This is a genomic window from Mesorhizobium sp. 2RAF45 (assembly GCF_052115225.1).
GTDB lineage: Bacteria > Pseudomonadota > Alphaproteobacteria > Rhizobiales > Rhizobiaceae > Mesorhizobium > Mesorhizobium jarvisii.
This window is the reverse complement of record NZ_JBFRGG010000003.1, coordinates 146,121-162,751: the sequence shown is the minus strand read 5'-3', so window position 1 is coordinate 162,751 and position 16,631 is coordinate 146,121. Positions and strand designations below refer to the sequence as shown.

Below are 16,631 nucleotides of genomic sequence, written 5' to 3'. Positions count from 1 at the left end.
CGCGACAAGGCGCCAAGGGAAAGATCGTTACCGCCGGGCGCGTGCGACCGAGGCGGCGACCTTTGAGACTTCACCTTGCTTGAAACGCTCCATGCATATGGAAGCGGTCAGCTGGTAGTGCTCGATCAAGGCCTGGACCGCGCCATCGGCATTGCCGTCCAGCGCGTATTCGGCGATCAGCCGGTGTTCGGCGGAACCGTCGCGCGGGACGCTTTCGCCGCCATTGGCCATTTGCCGGTAGCGATAGGCGTGATCGGAAAGCTGATCGCAGAAACCCACGAGCCAGTGCGACCGGCAGGCGGAGATGAGCACGCGATGGAAGGTGCGATGCAATTTCTCCCAATCCGGATCGAGCGACGAGGGATCTTGCGGCGAAAGACGTGAGGCGCGGCCCAGGCGATGCAGCGCCAGCACCAGTTGTTCTTCCCATTCCGCGGTGCGGTGGGCGATGGATTCGCGAAGCGCCCGCTCCTCGAGCCAGCAGCGGGTGCGCGTCAGCTCCTCGAGCTCCGCCGCACTGACCGGCATGATGAAAAAGCCACGCTGGTCGTGGCGACCAAGAAGTCCTTCGGAGGCAAGGCGATTGAGAGCTTCGCGAACCGGGGAAGCGCCGGCGCCATATTTGGAAACAACCCACTCGACCCGCAGCTTGCTTTCGGTTTCAAGAGCGCCGCTGAGAAGATCCTCCCGCAATCGTTGGTAGACCGTACTGGCAAGTGTGCTCTTGGATCCTGTGCCGTCGTCGTTCAGATTGGCAGCTCCGTATGTCAAGGTTGACTCCTTGTCCCCAATTTTCCGGGCAATGCGAGTCCTAGAAGAATCTTCCGTACGTGTACCATACAATGTCTGCGTAAAGGGGCTCAAGCAGAAGATGGCGCTATTGTACTTAAGCACAAAGAAATATACCCTGCTCTGCATCTGATCGTGGAAACTTGCGCATCTCTACAACCAGTAGAAACTTAACGTGTTTTGTATACACGCAGGTTTATCCGTTTCTTGTGTGCCTGTGCGAGCATCTTTTCTGTCGCGCGCAAAGACTGCGGGCGGCTTGCCCCTATCAGGCCTTTCAGCGAATCCGATTCGTGGCGGCGCGTTAGAGCAATTCCAGGAAAAGTGTGAGCGGTTTTCCCGGGAAAAGCGCGTAGCGCTTTCCCTTGGGAATTGCGTCAAAACAAAGCGTTAGAGCGATCCGCCGTTTGCGTGAAATGGTGAAACGCTCTAGCCGGCGGCCTTGTCGGCCGCTGTCCTGATCGCCTCGATGTTGGCGCGGTAGGCTTCGACGCTGCCGCCCTTGAAGATGGCCGCACCCGCCACCAGCACGTCGGCACCGGCTGCCGTGACCAGGGGGGCTGTCTCTGGCGAAACACCGCCGTCGATCTCGATGCGGATCGGCCGGTCGCCGATCAGCGCCTTGACCCTTCTCACCTTGTCGACGATCCCCGGGATGAAAGCCTGGCCGCCAAAACCCGGATTGACGGTCATGATCAGGATCAGGTCGAGCCGGTCGAGCACATATTCGATCATCGTTTCCGGCGTCGCCGGATTGAGCGACACACCGGCCTTCTTGCCGAGATTCCTGATGGTCTGCAGCGAACGGTCGAGATGCGGCCCGGCCTCGGCATGCACGGTCATGCCGTCACAGCCGGCCTCGGCGAAAGCGGCGAGGTAGGGATCGGCCGGCGCAATCATCAGATGGCAGTCGAAGAAGGCCTTGGTGCGGTTGCGGATCGCCTTGATGACGGGCGGGCCGAAGGTGATGTTGGGGACGAAATGGCCATCCATGACATCGAGATGGATCCAGTCGGCGCCTGCCGCCGCGACGGCTTCGACCTCGTCGCCGAGCCTCGAAAAGTCCGAAGCCAGCACCGATGGTGCGATCAAGGTCTTTCTGCTCATCCTGCGGCCTTTCCGGGCGCCCTTTTCATACCGGTCACTCTGGACCGACTGCCTAATGCCCGGCGGGTGACTTGTCGAGGGTGCAGACGTGGCGGCTCCACAGGCTTGGGTGGCGTTGCCGCGTCTGCGATCCCCCATTGCCGGTGCCATGAAGAAAAACCCGCCGGATTGCCCCGGCGGGTTTCTGGTCTGGCGTCGAGCAGCTGGTTACTGCTGCTGGAGCTTCAGGATTCTGTTTGGTGCTGGATCCTGCTGCTGGTCGACCTGCGGCTGACGCCGTGGCAGCACCTGCTGCAGCAGCAGTCCCGGGTTGATCTCCAGCGATGGTTGTCCCCGGATCGGACGGCAGTTTGGATACCGTCCGATCGTGCCTTCCGGGCAGCGCCGCTTGAAGATCGGCTGGCACTGGCCATTGATCATCTGGGTGCCCGGCGCGCACTCCGTCTGCTGCCTGGCCCTGCGGCATGCGCCGTCGATCACCTCGGTCCCGCGCGGACAGACACACTCGCCGCGCTTGTTGTGGACCTGGCCGCGTATGTCGCATTGCTCCAGTTGCGGCTGCTTGCGCCGGCATGCGCCGTCGATCACCTCGGTACCCCGCGGGCAGACGCAATCGCCATTGGCGTCGTGGACCTGACCGCGGATAGCGCACTGCTCAGGCTTCGGCCGGACCGGCCGGCAGGCGCCGTTGCGCACCTCGGTGCCCTGCGGACAGACGCAATCGCCATCGCCATTGCGGATCTGGCCGGGGATGCGGCACTGCTGAGGCTTCGGCCGCACCGGACGGCAAGCGCCGTTGCGCACCTCGGTCCCCTGCGGGCAGACGCAATCGCCATCGGCATTGCGGATCTGGCCGGGGATGCGGCACTCCTGGGGCTTCGGCCGGATCGGACGGCAGGCGCCGTTGCGCACTTCGGTCCCTTGCGGGCAGACGCAGTAGCCGTCGGCGTCGTGGATCTGGCCGCGGATGGTGCACTGCTCGGGCCTGTTGGTGCTGACGCACTTGCCGTTCTCCAGCGCCGTGCCGCGCGGGCAGATGCAGCGCCCGTCCTCGGTGCGGATCTGGCCTTCGAGCAGCACGCAGCGCTTCGGCGGCGGCGGTGGCGTCGGCAGAATGTTGGTGCCGCCGCCGGTGCACTGGCCGTTGCGGAAGGTGGTGCCTTCCGGGCAGACGCAGCGGCCGGCATCGCTCATGACGAAGCCCGGCGAGCATTCCTTCTTCACCTCATGGGTGATGATGAAGGGATGGCACGCATAGGCTTTGCCGCGATCGCCCTGCACATTGGCCGCATCCTTGGACAGCACGTCGCCGCCGTCCTGCACCCGCGTGTCGGGAGACAGGACGCCAACGCAGTTCTGGCCATTGACGTTGCCCTGCAGGTTGGCCAGACGCCCGTCGTCGGGAATGACCACGGTGACATGATGCGACTGGCTCTCGCCGGCGCCGAGCGTCAGGTTGGCAATGCACGACAGAGGCAGGGTTGCCGGTTCGGGCGAGCAGCCGAAGGGCGGATCGATCGAGGTGATCGCGACGCCGTCCAGCCGGCCGAGACCTTCCACGCCGATCGCATCGCCGATGCGGACCGGGCCGGAGAAGGGGCTCGTCCCGTCATTTGATATGGTGATGTCGAACGAGCAGGGCTGGCCGAGCCGGCATTCGCGGTCGCCGGTCTTCTCGACACGGATGGTCGAAGCGCCGCCGCCCTTGGCGCAGGCCTGGCCGATCGGATAGACGATGTCGTCGCCAGGCGCCGGACCATAGGAGCCGCGCGCGCAGTTTTCGAACTCGCCATTGGCCGAGACCGTGACGTCGAAGTGCCTGCTGGTTCCGGGCGTCATGACGGCGCCGGGAATCTGGCACGACAGCGTGTTGGCCGGAACCGGTCCGCACGCCCATTCCGCGCCGTCAGGGGTGACGGTCTGGATCTGGACGGGCGCGCCGCCGGACACCAGCGTGGCGGCATCGTTGACCCGCACCGGCCCGGTGGGGGCGGCCGTGCCGGCGTTGGAAACGGTGATGCGGCAAGAGACGACCGCGGCACCGGCCAGCGAGCCGTTGCACACCTTGGTGATGCGCAGGCCAGGCTTGCCGCCATTGGGACGACGGATGTGTTCCTTGGCGCAGGCCTTGTTGTTGGTGAGATCGACCTCACCGGGAATGGCCTTCACCGCGGCGCAGTTCTCGACCGTATCCGACTGATAGTCGGCCGGCATGACCGCCTTGACGAAGATCGGCGTCGAGGCGCCCGGGGGCAGCGAGATGCCGGCATTGTCGCAGCGGAACTGGCCGGGGCCGTTCGGACCGCATGTCCAGGGCAGGCTCGGCCCGAAGGTCGAGGAGCTCGGTGCGCCGCCAGGATAGTTGTCGATCACCGTCAGCGGCCCGTTATAGGTGGATGTGCCGTTGTTGATGATGTCGATCACGAAGTAGCAGACGCCGTCCGGCGTGCAGACCGGGATGCGCGCGCGCTTCTTCAGGATCAGGTCGACCTTCTTCTCGACCGGCGGCTGGCAGTCGCGGTCACGATCGCCACGGCGGCAGATCGGGATCGAGGCGCAGCCACGATCATTCGACTGGCTGCCGAACAGCGGCTTGCCGCTGGCGGCATAGTTGTAGGTCGCGCAGTTGCGCAGCGCACTGCCTTGCCAGCCCCCGGCCGGCTTGAAGCCGAGCTTGAGGTCGACAAAGGCCCCCGGATTGAGCGTGGTCACCGGATAGGTGCATGTCATCGGCGTGGTGCCGGGCACGCAGACCCAGGGCGGATTGGGCCCTGAAGTCAGCGTCGAGCCGGCCGGCAGCGTCACCTCGTCGAGCACGATCTTGCCGTTGTAGGGCGCGGTGCCGACATTGGTGACCCTGATGGTGAAGTCGCAGCCGCCGGCCATGGTGCAGCGTGGGACATCGGCGCGTTTCTCGACCTTGAGATCCGGCTCCTTGTCCTTGGGCGGGCACCGCTGGTCACGCGGGATGACGATGTCGATGGTCTGCGTGCAGCACAGGCCCCAGCCCTCCTTCGGCCCGGCATAGGTCTCGATCCCGGTGACGATGAGGTGGATGACGTCGCCAGGCGATGCGCCGACGATCTTCCAGTTGAGCACACCGCCGCCCACCGGCACCAGCTGGGTGTCGGGGATGATGGTGATGCCAGGCGTGGTGGTCGACACCTGCACCCACTTGCCGCCCATCTCCGGACCGACCGGCATGTGGTAGATGAAGGCGCCGCCGCCGGGCACGCAATCGACCGTGCCGCGTTCCACCTTGAAGCATTCCTTGCCGGGAGGTGGCGGCGGCGGGTTGCATTTGGTGACATCGATCTTGATCGAGGTCTTCACACCGGTCTTGTAGTCACCATCGTCAGGCTTGCTCGGATCCTGCGACGGGATGATGGTCCCGGTGCCGGCTTCGTTGCTCACCTTGATCAAGCCCTGATTGTCGACGATCGTCGGCGCGGGAAACGCCGCATGGTCGATCTTGGCGGTGATCTGGAAATTGATGACACGTTCATTGGCGGCACCGGCGCCGTCGAGATCGGCGGCGGAGAGCCGGAAATCGGACACCGTGGCGGTATCATTGGGACCCGCCGTATTGCTGATCGTCGCGCTCGGCAGGGGTCCGCCGGAGGCATCCGTGCCGTCGCCGGACACATTGACGTTGACGATGGCAAGGCCGTGCGGAAGCTGGTCCTTGAACTCGATCTTGAGTTTCTTCAGCAAGCCCACCAGGCCCGGATCGGCAAAACCCTGCGGGTCACCGCGCAGGCCGAAGCTCAGGGAGTAGACGACATAGTCGCAGCCTCTCTGGGTGCCTTGCTTGGTGAAGAACGGGACGACCCGCTCCGGCCTCGGATTGACGACGCGCGAATTGTCGAGATCGAGCCTCAGTTCCGGGGTGATCGGAGCGGCGTCTTCCGCGTGGCTCGCGAACGGGGTTAGCATGGCGACCGCGATACCGGCCGCCATCAGCCAGCGCGCGCCGCGCCTGGCGTATGACAGGGGTTTCATGATCGTCTCCATGACGGTTGCGTGGTTTTGCGCGAGCGGGGAGAGTGCGAGATTGTTCATCTTCCCCTCCTCAACGTTCGCAACTGACGGCTGGGGTGCGGAGCGGCAAGGTCATCTTGCAGCAAGGGTAGTAGCCACCCTTGTCCTTGTCGGACTTCCTGTAGAAGCAAAGTCCAACATCCACTCTGTCGCCCGGATAATGGCCGGTGATGCCGATCGTGTAAGGCTTGCCGGGCGCATGCGACATGGGTGACGTCACCGCGACGCCTGGCGTCCTGGACTGGGCCTTGATCGAATCGCCGCCGAAGCCGGCATGGTCATGGAGATAGAGATCGGCCTCGAGGCCCGAAGGCGTGCAGTAATATTGCACGTCGTCGACATCGAGACAGGGAGGCAGATTGCCGGGCGGTGGGAAGTCCGGCGGGTAGAAGGGTGGCAGATAGCCGCCCGGGATTTCTTCATAGTAGCCGGCGCGGCCCTCGCAGGGGTGCCAGACGGCGACGTCGCCGACATGGCCTTCCACCTCGGGATCCTCGAAATAGCCGTCGAAATCGACGAACCAGGAACCGAAGGGCGGCACGTTGGCCGGCTTGACCAGGTCCTTGGGCGTGATCTGCACGCCGTGCACGGCGAGCGGCCCGCCGGCGGCGAGTTGCTCGGCAAGCGTCGGATTGTCGCGCAGTTTGTCGCCGGTGTTGACCAGCGTCTGCGTGCATACCGAGGTGTCGAGATTGCCGTCGGCGTCATAGCCATATTGCAGGTCGAGGCCGCCGGCCGACTGCCGGTTGCCTTGCGGGAAACCGACCGCGTATTCCTGCGGCACTTCCACCCAGACCGATTCCGTTGCCGGATCGTCCGGATTCTCACGCCAATAACGGATGACCTCGCCTTTGCCGGAATCCGCGAACTGGCTGTAATCATAACGGTTTTCGACCGGGCCGCGCTGGGCGAGATACATGAAGCCGCTGTTGTCGAAGGCGATGTCGGTGACGGCGTAGTCCTTGTCGGCCTTGACCGTCAGTTCCCAGCGCGGGTCGCCGGCAAAGCTGCCGTCGCGGGCAATGCCCACCGACCAGATTTCCGACTTTTCGCCGACCGAATAGTAGAGCCGGCCGCCATGGTAGGAGACGGCCCAGACGCGGCGCTCGTCCTGGGTGTAGCCCCAGGTCTCGGGGTCTTCGGTGTCGAAGGCGGCACCCTGAATGTCCATCACCGCGCCGTCGTCGGCGACGGGAGCCAGGCCATGCGCCGGGCGCCCGGCGACGCCATGATCGAACGTGTCGATCAATCTGCCGGTGGCGTCGATGCGATGGATCAGGCCGGTGTCGAGATCCGAGGCGAAAAACTGGCGGTGGTTGGGATCGAAGGTGAGATTGCCGATGCCGGGGCCGCTGTTGGTGTCGATGTCGGCGAATTTGGCGACCTGGCCGGTGATGCCGTCGATCTTCCAGATAGTGCCGGGTCCGCCGCCGTTTTCGGTGCCGAACTGGCCATCCATGAAGGCGGCGCCCGCCGTGCCGCGGCGCTGCCGCTCCGGCCTGCCGTCACTGTCGGTATCAGGCGTGACGATGCGGATGCCGTGCAGCGAGGTGGCGGCGGCGTAAAGATTGGGAACGCCAGACGGAACGCCATCGCGCACGCCGTCATCATAGGTGAGGCCGAAAACCTGGCCGATCTGGCCGGCCGTGACCTCGAAGGGCGGCGGCGTGAAGACGAGCTGGCCCGAGGCCGGCCCGCCGAGATGCGAAACGTCGAAAACGCGCAAAGTGGCGCGCGTGGTGTCGATGAAGGTTTCGTCGACCGGATCGACACCGGGCGGCAGGCCTTCGTCGAAATTCGGAATGATGGTGCCGGAAAATCCGGTGACCGCCATCGAGCCGGGATAGATGATCTGGGTGTCCTGCGCCCGGGCGACGCCGCCAAGCCAAAGGCCGGCGGTCAGGGCAAACGCAAGAAGTCCGCCGGTTGCCTTGATCAGGCGGTGCAACCGGCTGATGCGAGAAGACACGAACGGGCCGTGATCGCAAGACATGGAACTCCCCCCGAAGTCTGCGGGAGGAGCCTCCGGCTGTGCCGCGCGAACCAGGGCAAGGCGCGGCGGTCCGGCTCGTTCTTCCCTGCTCGAATTGTCTGCTTTCCTCATTGTTACGATACGCCTGCTCTTACGCAGGGTCAACGGAATCAGCGGGAAGCCCAGCGCATCGACCCCGTCCCGAAGGCGGTGGTCGCGCCGAGCTCCTGTTGTTCCCGGAGACCTCAGAGCCTCTGGGTTGCTGGTCATGGGGGCTTCCTTTCCGGGCCGCACCATGCGGCACCTTGACCTCTGTCGCGGACGGAGGTGGAAAGGTTCATGGAAGCCTTGCGCAGAATGCTTGCGCCCGATGCTGCCTGTTCTTATATACGCGCCAAGCCGTGCGACGCTGGGACACCGGTGGCCGGACGGGATTTCTTATGAACAGGGGCTTTCGTCGGAACGCCTTCATGGGTCCTGAAAGCCTGCTTAGAGGAGAGACTAGAAAAATGGCAAAAGTAATCGGTATCGATCTCGGCACCACCAATTCCTGCATCGCCATCATGGATGGCAAGGAGCCCAAGGTGATCGAGAATGCGGAAGGCGCGCGCACGACGCCTTCCATCGTCGCCATCTCGGGCGACGGCGAACGTCTGGTCGGCCAGCCGGCCAAGCGCCAGGCGGTCACCAATCCTGAAAACACCATCTTCGCGGTCAAGCGCCTGATCGGCCGCCGCTATGACGATCCGGTGACGGAAAAGGACAAGAAGCTTGTCCCCTACAAGATCGTCAAGGGCGACAATGGCGATGCCTGGGTCGAGGCCGGCGGCAAGAAGCAGTCGCCCAGCCAGATCTCGGCCATGATCCTGCAGAAGATGAAGGAAACGGCGGAAGCCTATCTCGGCGAGAAGGTCGAGAAGGCGGTCATCACCGTTCCGGCCTATTTCAACGACGCCCAGCGCCAGGCCACCAAGGACGCCGGCAAGATCGCCGGCCTCGAAGTGCTGCGCATCATCAACGAGCCGACGGCTGCCGCGCTCGCCTACGGCCTCGACAAGAAGGATGGCAAGACCATTGCCGTCTATGACCTTGGCGGTGGCACGTTCGACATTTCGGTGCTCGAAATCGGCGACGGCGTGTTCGAGGTGAAGTCGACCAATGGCGACACCTTCCTCGGCGGCGAGGATTTCGACATGCGCCTAGTCGAGTACCTGGCGGCCGAGTTCAAGAAAGAACAGGGCATCGACCTGAAGAACGACAAGCTCGCCTTGCAGCGTCTCAAGGAGGCGGCTGAAAAGGCCAAGATCGAGCTGTCGTCCACCACGCAGACCGAGATCAACCTGCCCTTCATCACCGCCGACGCGACCGGCCCGAAGCACCTGACGCTGAAGCTGACGCGCGCCAAGTTCGAAAGCCTGGTCGAGGATCTCGTCCAGCGCACCATCGACCCGTGCAAGGCGGCGCTCAAGGATGCCGGCCTGAAGGCCGGCGAGATCGACGAAGTGGTCCTGGTCGGCGGCATGACCCGCATGCCCAAGATCCAGGAGATCGTGAAGCAGTTCTTCGGCAAGGAGCCGCACAAGGGCGTCAACCCGGATGAGGTCGTTGCTCTCGGCGCCGCCATCCAGGCCGGCGTGCTGCAGGGCGACGTCAAGGACGTGCTGTTGCTCGACGTGACGCCGCTGTCGCTCGGCATCGAGACGCTGGGCGGCGTGTTCACCCGGCTGATCGAGCGCAACACGACGATCCCGACCAAGAAGAGCCAGGTGTTCTCGACCGCTGAAGATTCGCAGTCGGCCGTGACCATCCGCGTCTTCCAGGGCGAGCGTGAAATGGCCGCGGACAACAAGGCGCTCGGCCAGTTCGACCTGGTCGGCATCCCGCCGGCGCCGCGCGGCGTGCCGCAGATCGAGGTCACCTTCGACATCGACGCCAACGGCATCGTCAACGTTTCGGCCAAGGACAAGGGCACCGGCAAGGAGCACCAGATCCGCATCCAGGCCTCGGGTGGTCTTTCGGACGCCGACATCGAGAAGATGGTGAAGGACGCCGAAGCCAACGCCGAGACCGACAAGAAGCGGCGCGCCGTGGTCGAGGCCCGCAACCAGGCTGAGGCGCTGGTGCATTCGTCCGAGAAGTCGCTGAAGGAATATGGCGACAAGGTCTCGGAAGCCGAGCGCACGGCGATTTCCGATGCCATCGCGGCGTTGAAGACCGCCGCCGAGGGCGACGACGCGGCCGACATCGAGGCCAAGAGCCAGGCGCTTGCCGAAGCTTCGATGAAGCTTGGCCAGGCCATGTACGAGGCTTCGCAGAAGGAAGCGGCGGAAGCCGATGCCAAGGCGGACGCCGCCAAGGACTCCGACGTGGTCGATGCCGATTTCGAGGAAATCGACGAGGACGACGACAAGAAGAAGTCGGCCTGAGCCGCCTGACGGCAAGATAAAGCGGAAAGCCCGGCATAAAGCCGGGCTTTTTTGCAACCCTTGCCGGAAAAGTGCGGGACCTCCCCGAAAAAACGACAGAAAAACCCGGACAGAGGCACGCCAGCACTGGCATCCGGGCGGCACCGATCCTAAATCGAGACAGCGTGCCGGCAAAAGACGCAACAATGCATCAAGACGTTGAGCATCCGGACAGCGGGAAAAAATGAAAGCTGATTTCTACGAAACGCTGGGCGTGCAAAAGGGCGCCGACGAGAAGGAGCTCAAGAGCGCTTTTCGCAAGCTCGCCATGCAGTTCCATCCTGACCGCAACCCCGGCGATCATTCCTGCGAGCACAAGTTCAAGGAAATCAACGAAGCCTACGAGACGCTGAAGGACCCGCAGAAACGCGCGGCCTATGACCGTTTCGGCCACGCCGCCTTCGAACAGGGCGGCATGAATGGCGGCGCGCAAGGCTTTGGCGCCGGCGGCTTCGCCGACATCTTCGAGGATATTTTCGGCGACATGATGGGTGGGCGCCAGCGCCGATCGTCAGGCGGCCGCGAGCGCGGCGCCGACCTGCGCTACAACATGGAAATCTCGCTGGAAGAGGCTTTCGCCGGAAAGACCGCGCAGATCCGGGTGCCGGCCTCGATCTCCTGCACGGAATGCTCCGGCAGCGGCGCCAAGCCCGGCACCCAGCCGGTGACCTGCTCGATGTGCCATGGCCACGGCAAGGTGCGCGCCACGCAAGGCTTCTTCTCGATCGAGCGTACCTGCCCGCAATGCCAGGGCCGCGGCCAGACGATCAAGGATCCGTGCCCGAAATGCGCCGGCCAGGGCCGCGTCACCGAGGAGCGTTCGCTGTCGGTCAACATTCCGGCCGGCATCGAGGACGGCACCCGCATCCGCCTTGCCAATGAGGGCGAGGCCGGCCTGCGCGGCGGGCCTTCGGGCGACCTCTATATTTTCCTGGCGGTGAAGCCGCATGAATTCTTCCAGCGCGACGGTGCCGACCTCTATTGCAAGGTGCCGATCTCGATGACGACGGCCGCCCTTGGCGGCTCCTTCGAGGTGACGACGCTGGATGGCAGCCAGACCAAGGTGAAAGTACCCGAAGGCACGCAGAACGGCCGCCAGTTCCGCCTCAAGGGCAAGGGCATGCCGGTGCTGCGCCAGCCCAATGTCGGCGACCTCTACATCCAGACCGCTGTCGAGACCCCGCAGAACCTGTCGCGCCGCCAGCGCGAGTTGCTGGAGGAGTTCGAACAGCTGTCCTCGCAGGACAATTCGCCCCAATCGAGCGGGTTTTTCGCCCGCATGAAGGATTTTTTCGAGTCTTTCGGCGAGCGCTGATAGTGCAAGAACGGCGCGGGAATGCATGAAACGCGCCGTGTTTTGAGACGCGACGAAATCTATCTTATCCACGACATGCGTCTCGCAACGCCTTGCCTTGCGTCAACCAGATGTTAAGTAGCTTTGCGGGGAGCCTTGAGGAGAGCTTGCATGACACGTGGTCACGGACTGCGGAAGGCGCTTGCCGAGAAGTTCGACGACGAACTCAAATTCTTCAAGGGCTGGATCGACAAGCCGAAGACGGTCGGTTCGATCGTGCCGACCAGTTCGATCACCGCGCGCAAGATGGCCTCGATCGTCAATCCCAGGTCCGGCCTGCCGGTGCTTGAAGTCGGTCCGGGCACCGGTGTCATCACCCGCGCCATCCTCGCTCAGGGCGTACGGCCCGAAAACCTCTATGCCGTCGAATACAACACCGATTTCGTGCGCCATCTGCGCCAGCTCTATCCCGGCGTCAACGTCATCGAGGGCGACGCCTTCAACCTCAACGCGACGCTTGGCGAGAGGAGCGGGATGATCTTCGATTCCGTCGTGTCCGGCGTGCCGCTGCTCAATTTCCCGGTCGCCCAGCGCATTGCCTATATAGAGAGCCTGCTCGACCGCATCCCGGCGGGCCGCCCGATCGTGCAGCTAACCTATGGCCCGATGTCGCCGATCCCGGCCGGCCGCGGCGACTACACTGTCAAGCATTTCGATTTCATCTTCCGCAACATCCCGCCGACGCAGCTGTGGATCTATCGAAGAGAGGGATAAGGCAGTAGGCAGTAGGGAATAGTCAGGAACCGCTTATCTCCTACTGCCTATTCCCCACTGCCTACTCTCTTTGCGAAGCAATGGCAGTGATCCCGAAAATCCTCGTCTTCGCCGGCTCGGTGCGCAGCGGCGCCTATAGCGGCAGGACCGCCGATGTGGCGCAGAAGGAACTTGCGGTGCAGGGCGCCGAGGTGACCCGCATTTCGCTCGCCGATTATCCCTTGCCGATCCTCGACGAGGATCTGGAGAAGGAGGAGGGTGTCCCCGAAAACGCCGTCAAACTCGGCCGTCTGATTTCAGCCCATGACGGATTGCTGATCGCCACGCCCGAATATAACGGCTCGATCCCGCCGCTGCTCAAGAACACGATCGACTGGGTGAGCCGGGTGCGCCGCGATGGCGGCCGATCGGTCAGGCCGCTTGCCGGCAAGGTCGTCGGGCTGTGTTCGTCCTCCAATGGCCATTTTGCCGGCATACGCTGCATCAACCATCTGCGCGCGGTGCTGGTACGCTGCCAGATGGAGGTGGTGACACCGGAATGCTCGGTGCCGGACGGCGGCGACGCCTTCGACGAAGGCGGCAATTTCCGTGACGAAAGACTGTACAAATCGATGGAGCATTTATGCCGCACGCTGATCGAAACCTCGCGCATGCTGTCGACCCGGATCGAGGCGTGACCGCCACGACCATGCAGGCCAAATCCATCCGGGCCCAGTCCATCCAGGAAAGACTGATCGTCGGCCTCGACGTGCCGACCGTGCGGGAAGCCGAGCAGGCGGTGCGCGAACTCGACGGCGTCGTCTCCTTCTACAAGATCGGCTATCAGCTGGCCTTCGCCGGCGGGCTCGACTTCGCCAGGGAGCTGGCCAGCGGCGGGACAAAAATCTTCCTCGACATGAAGCTGCTCGACATCGACCACACGGTGGCCAAGGGCGTCGAGAACATCGTCAAGATGGGCATGACGATGCTGACCATCCACGCCTATCCCAAGGCGATGCGTGCGGCGGTGGACGCGGCCAGGGGCAGCGACCTTTGCCTGCTCGCCGTCAGCGTGCTGACCTCGATGGACGAGCAGGACATGATCGATGTCGGCTATGAATATGACCCGCACACGCTGGTGCTGCGGCGCTCGGAACAGGCGCTGCATGCCGGCATGGGCGGCATCGTCTGCTCGGCCGCGGAAGCCGAAGCGGTGCGCCGCATCGTCGGACCCGACATGGCGGTGGTGACGCCCGGCATCCGGCCGGTGGGCAGCGACCATGGCGACCAGAAGCGCGTGGTGACGCCGGCGCAAGCGATCCGCAACGGCGCCAGCCATCTCGTCGTCGGCCGCCCGATCGTCGCGGCAAGCGACCGCCGCGCGGCGGCGCAGGCGATCCTCGACGAAATGCGCTCTGCATAGAATAAGGGAGAGAACAATGCCCAAGGGATACTGGATCGCTCGCGTCGATGTGCGCGATGCCGAAGGCTACAAGGAGTATATCGCCGCTTCGAAGCTCGCCTTCGACCGTTTTGGCGCGAAATTCCTGGCACGCGGCGGAGCCCATGAGCTGGCCGAAGGGCCTGGCCGCGCCCGCAACGTGATCATCGAATTCGAATCGCTTGCGATCGCGCATGACTGCTACCACTCGCCGGAATATCAGCGCGCGGTCGCCATCCGCCAGAAGGTCGCCGACGGCGAGATCGTGCTGGTCGAAGGGGCCTGAAGCGCTCAGCGCTTTTCCCCGGAACTACTTCAGATGAAGTCCTGAAGGTTCACATCCCGCAGCTTTGCCCCGCCAAGCAGCGCCCCGACCAGCTGGTGCTTGAGGGCAAGGCACTGCGAGCGGGCGAGTTTCACGATGCCGGGAACGTCGCTCTTTTCGCAGGCCTGCAGCAATTGCTTCTGCTGTTCGATGATCAGCGGCATGAAATCGCGCGACTTGAAGCCGAGATGGAGCGCCCGTTCCGACTGGTCGAGAATCTGGCTGAGCAGCTGTGCCAGCCGCAAATTCTCGGAAAGCTCGGCGATCGCCAGGCGGAAGGCACGGTCGGCCGCGAGGAACGCAACAGGGCTGCGCAGCGTCTCCGGCTTCAGCACCTTTCTGGCCGCCAGCCTGATCTCTTCCAGCCCGCGCTCGGTGATGCCGGTGGTGGCAACCCGGAACACTTCCGGCTCGACCAGGCTGCGCACGTCGAAGATCTCGTTGACGTCGCGTAGGGTCAGCGTGGTGATGACATAGCCGCGACGCGGCTCGCTCCTGACCAGACCCTCCTGCATGAGCCGGGCAAGTGCGGAGCGGATCGTCGCCTTCTTGATGCCGTAGCGTGCCTCGATCTGCTTTTCGGTCAGCGCTTCACCGGGCGGCAGAACGCAAGCGACGATATCGCTCTTCAGCTGTTCGTAGGCCTGTTCGCTGCGCAGCACATCCGCCGTCGACAGCGCCGGCGTACCATCCGGGGACGCGGCCGATTTCGATGGCGTGGCTTTTGTCGGCTTCATGCTTGTCTCGCCTTGCATCGGTCTTGACATTGGCCATCTTAGCTATGCTAACTGAGCATCTCAGTCAGGAGCTGTGGCATGCCTCTATCGGCCGACTCCCCTCTCTACCGCGCGATCAGGGATATCGTCAACGCGGCGGCTGGCGCCAATCCTTTCGAGGACGTCAAGGCTGTCTTGAGCGACTATACCAACCGCTTCCATGCGCTCGGCGGGCTGGTTCACGAGGAGGAGGACGACGAGCTTTTGCTGCATGCCAGCCCGAAGCTGACGATCTACCACATCACGCTTTCGCCCGGGGTGCAGTATCCGCCACATAACCATCTGATGGACGCCCTGGTCGGCATCTATTGGGGCGGCGAGACCAATTTCATCTACCCGCTCGCCGGCGAAAAGGTCGACGAGCCGGAGCGGCAGGATTTTTCGGCGCCCTCGCTGGTGCACATGTCTTCCAGCACCATCCACTCAGTCGCCAATACCGGCAGCGCCCGCTCCGGCGCCCTGCATGTCTATCTCGGCGATCTGCCGGGCACCGACCGCCAATTGTGGAGCCTTGCCGACAACCGGCCGGAACCCTTCGACAACGCCAGGTACATGGCCGGCGCGCGACCGATATAGGCCAAGCCTAGCCGCTGCGGCGCTGACCGATAAATCGGCCTGCCGCCGTCGCCGCCATGGCATCGGCGAGGTTCAGGCCCCATTGCTGGCGGCAATAGGCGCGGAAATCGAAGCAGGGAAGGCCGGGGCAGACCTCGAACTCGATCAGGTGAACCGTGTCGTCGGCCTCGACGCGCAGGTCGATGGAAAACACGTCGCGCAGGCCGAGCCCGCCGATCAGCCGCCCGGCGATCGCCCTGACCCTGGCGTCGGCGACCGGCTGGGCATCGGCGACGGCGACGAGCTCCGGTTCGGCATAAAGTCCTGCCGCCTTCGCCGCCTCGCCGGTTTCGCCGTAGAGCGCCATGCTGTCGGCCATGGTCTGGAAATCCGCGCCGGAATCGACAAAGGCGATGCCGAGCGCCTCGACACCGGTTTGCGGCGTCAGCCCGAGGAAGCTGGCGCGCACATTGCGGCCGGCGACATAGGGTTGGACGACGACATCGTCGCGATAGGCGGCGAAGACGCGCCGGCTAAGCTCCAGCGCATGGGCCAGCTCATAGCACCGGGAATCCGGCCAGATGCCTATCTTGGCGCCAAGCCGATTGGGCTTGACGAACCAGCCGGCGGTGGAGGCCGGCGGCTCGACCAGCCATTTGCCATCGCGGGCAAGGCCGGCCTGCGGCGCCGGCAGGCCGAGCGCGCCAAGGACGGCGCCGGAGCGGAACTTGTCCTGGCAGAGCGCGAACAGCGAATCGTCGGCTCCGATCGTCCGCAACCCCTTGAGCCGGGCCAGCGCAGGAGCCGCGCCGCCACGGAAATAGGCGACGCCATCAGACAACGTCCAGACCAGCGTGTTCTCAACATCCTCACCCTCCAGCGCCTCGGCGGCATCGTCGAGCGCCACCGGCGCAAAGGCGAGACCGCGCGCCTCGCAGGCGACGGCGAGTGCCGCGAATTCGGGAGCGATGTCCGTCGACTGCGCCAGGTAGGACGAGATTTCGGTGGCGCGCTGCGGCGGGAAGCCGTCGGCGACCAGCCGGTCGAAGCAGGCCTTCTCCGGCTCGTAGACAAGGATCAGCTTCGGCTTGCGGCTCGACATGAGATGGACGA

General features: G+C 64.1%; 13 protein-coding genes. 7 read left to right on the top strand and 6 right to left on the bottom strand.

Annotated features, from left to right (window positions below; translation table 11 throughout):
• Positions 1-27 precede the first annotated feature (27 nt).
• From AB4Z43_RS10220 to AB4Z43_RS10205, 4 genes are all read right to left on the bottom strand, one after another.
• Entirely contained in the window at positions 28-771 is a 744-nt protein-coding gene (locus AB4Z43_RS10220) for a GntR family transcriptional regulator (protein WP_069090647.1), read from the bottom strand.
• Positions 772-1,218: 447 nt separating this feature from the next.
• The gene (gene rpe, locus AB4Z43_RS10215) at positions 1,219-1,896 is read right to left on the bottom strand and encodes a ribulose-phosphate 3-epimerase (RefSeq protein ID WP_019862369.1); all 678 of its coding nucleotides are present in this window, start codon (positions 1,894-1,896) and stop codon (positions 1,219-1,221) included.
• Positions 1,897-2,103: 207 nt separating this feature from the next.
• The gene (locus AB4Z43_RS10210; protein WP_441937261.1) at positions 2,104-5,958 is read right to left on the bottom strand and encodes a DUF7929 domain-containing protein; all 3,855 of its coding nucleotides are present in this window, start codon (positions 5,956-5,958) and stop codon (positions 2,104-2,106) included.
• Between the two features lie 10 nt (positions 5,959-5,968).
• The gene (locus tag AB4Z43_RS10205) at positions 5,969-8,206 is read right to left on the bottom strand and encodes a hypothetical protein (RefSeq protein WP_441937259.1); all 2,238 of its coding nucleotides are present in this window, start codon (positions 8,204-8,206) and stop codon (positions 5,969-5,971) included.
• A 212-nt stretch (positions 8,207-8,418) separates the two neighbouring features.
• On the opposite strand from AB4Z43_RS10205, the gene dnaK reads away from it, so the two are divergent.
• From dnaK to AB4Z43_RS10175, 6 genes are all read left to right on the top strand, one after another.
• Positions 8,419-10,335 (top strand): molecular chaperone DnaK, encoded by a 1,917-nt coding sequence (gene dnaK, locus AB4Z43_RS10200; protein ID WP_010912682.1) that lies wholly within the window; start codon positions 8,419-8,421, stop codon positions 10,333-10,335.
• 223 nt (positions 10,336-10,558) lie between these two features.
• Positions 10,559-11,689 carry a molecular chaperone DnaJ gene (gene dnaJ, locus AB4Z43_RS10195; protein ID WP_019862366.1) on the top strand — a complete coding sequence of 377 codons (1,131 nt, stop codon included), beginning with the start codon at positions 10,559-10,561 and terminating at the stop codon, positions 11,687-11,689.
• A 150-nt stretch (positions 11,690-11,839) separates the two neighbouring features.
• The gene (gene pmtA / locus AB4Z43_RS10190) at positions 11,840-12,442 is read left to right on the top strand and encodes a phospholipid N-methyltransferase PmtA (protein WP_019862365.1); all 603 of its coding nucleotides are present in this window, start codon (positions 11,840-11,842) and stop codon (positions 12,440-12,442) included.
• 80 nt (positions 12,443-12,522) lie between these two features.
• Positions 12,523-13,119, top strand: coding sequence for an NADPH-dependent FMN reductase (locus tag AB4Z43_RS10185; protein ID WP_019862364.1), 597 nt, complete (start codon positions 12,523-12,525; stop codon positions 13,117-13,119).
• An 11-nt stretch (positions 13,120-13,130) separates the two neighbouring features.
• The gene (gene pyrF / locus AB4Z43_RS10180) at positions 13,131-13,844 is read left to right on the top strand and encodes an orotidine-5'-phosphate decarboxylase (protein WP_038653622.1); all 714 of its coding nucleotides are present in this window, start codon (positions 13,131-13,133) and stop codon (positions 13,842-13,844) included.
• A 16-nt stretch (positions 13,845-13,860) separates the two neighbouring features.
• A complete protein-coding gene (locus AB4Z43_RS10175) occupies positions 13,861-14,148 on the top strand; it encodes a DUF1330 domain-containing protein (RefSeq protein WP_019862362.1) in 288 nt (95 codons plus the stop codon).
• 29 nt (positions 14,149-14,177) lie between these two features.
• Here the strand turns inward: AB4Z43_RS10175 and AB4Z43_RS10170 are convergent, their stop codons facing one another.
• A complete protein-coding gene (locus AB4Z43_RS10170; RefSeq protein ID WP_441937255.1) occupies positions 14,178-14,924 on the bottom strand; it encodes a GntR family transcriptional regulator in 747 nt (248 codons plus the stop codon).
• Between the two features lie 78 nt (positions 14,925-15,002).
• Between AB4Z43_RS10170 and AB4Z43_RS10165 the strand changes: the two genes are divergently transcribed.
• Positions 15,003-15,539, top strand: a complete 537-nt coding sequence (locus AB4Z43_RS10165; protein ID WP_019862360.1) for an autotransporter — start codon at positions 15,003-15,005, stop codon at positions 15,537-15,539.
• 7 nt (positions 15,540-15,546) lie between these two features.
• Here AB4Z43_RS10165 and AB4Z43_RS10160 read toward each other — a convergent pair whose 3' ends face one another.
• Positions 15,547-16,620: a D-alanine:D-lactate ligase-like protein gene (locus tag AB4Z43_RS10160; RefSeq protein WP_441937253.1), complete on the bottom strand. Its 1,074-nt coding sequence runs from the start codon at positions 16,618-16,620 to the stop codon at positions 15,547-15,549.
• Positions 16,621-16,631 lie beyond the last annotated feature (11 nt).

Excerpts from the sequence above, each read along its gene's own strand:
- rpe (WP_019862369.1), bottom strand. The coding sequence starts at position 1,896 with ATGAGCAGAAAGACCTTGATCGCACCATCGGTGCTGGCTTCGGACTTT.
- AB4Z43_RS10210 (WP_441937261.1), bottom strand. The coding sequence starts at position 5,958 with ATGAACAATCTCGCACTCTCCCCGCTCGCGCAAAACCACGCAACCGTC.
- AB4Z43_RS10205 (WP_441937259.1), bottom strand. The coding sequence starts at position 8,206 with ATGGTGCGGCCCGGAAAGGAAGCCCCCATGACCAGCAACCCAGAGGCT.
- dnaK (WP_010912682.1), top strand. The coding sequence starts at position 8,419 with ATGGCAAAAGTAATCGGTATCGATCTCGGCACCACCAATTCCTGCATC.
- dnaJ (WP_019862366.1), top strand. The coding sequence starts at position 10,559 with ATGAAAGCTGATTTCTACGAAACGCTGGGCGTGCAAAAGGGCGCCGAC.
- pmtA (WP_019862365.1), top strand. The coding sequence starts at position 11,840 with ATGACACGTGGTCACGGACTGCGGAAGGCGCTTGCCGAGAAGTTCGAC.
- AB4Z43_RS10185 (WP_019862364.1), top strand. The coding sequence starts at position 12,523 with ATGGCAGTGATCCCGAAAATCCTCGTCTTCGCCGGCTCGGTGCGCAGC.
- pyrF (WP_038653622.1), top strand. The coding sequence starts at position 13,131 with ATGCAGGCCAAATCCATCCGGGCCCAGTCCATCCAGGAAAGACTGATC.
- AB4Z43_RS10175 (WP_019862362.1), top strand. The coding sequence starts at position 13,861 with ATGCCCAAGGGATACTGGATCGCTCGCGTCGATGTGCGCGATGCCGAA.
- AB4Z43_RS10170 (WP_441937255.1), bottom strand. The coding sequence starts at position 14,924 with ATGAAGCCGACAAAAGCCACGCCATCGAAATCGGCCGCGTCCCCGGAT.
- AB4Z43_RS10165 (WP_019862360.1), top strand. The coding sequence starts at position 15,003 with ATGCCTCTATCGGCCGACTCCCCTCTCTACCGCGCGATCAGGGATATC.
- AB4Z43_RS10160 (WP_441937253.1), bottom strand. The coding sequence starts at position 16,620 with ATGTCGAGCCGCAAGCCGAAGCTGATCCTTGTCTACGAGCCGGAGAAG.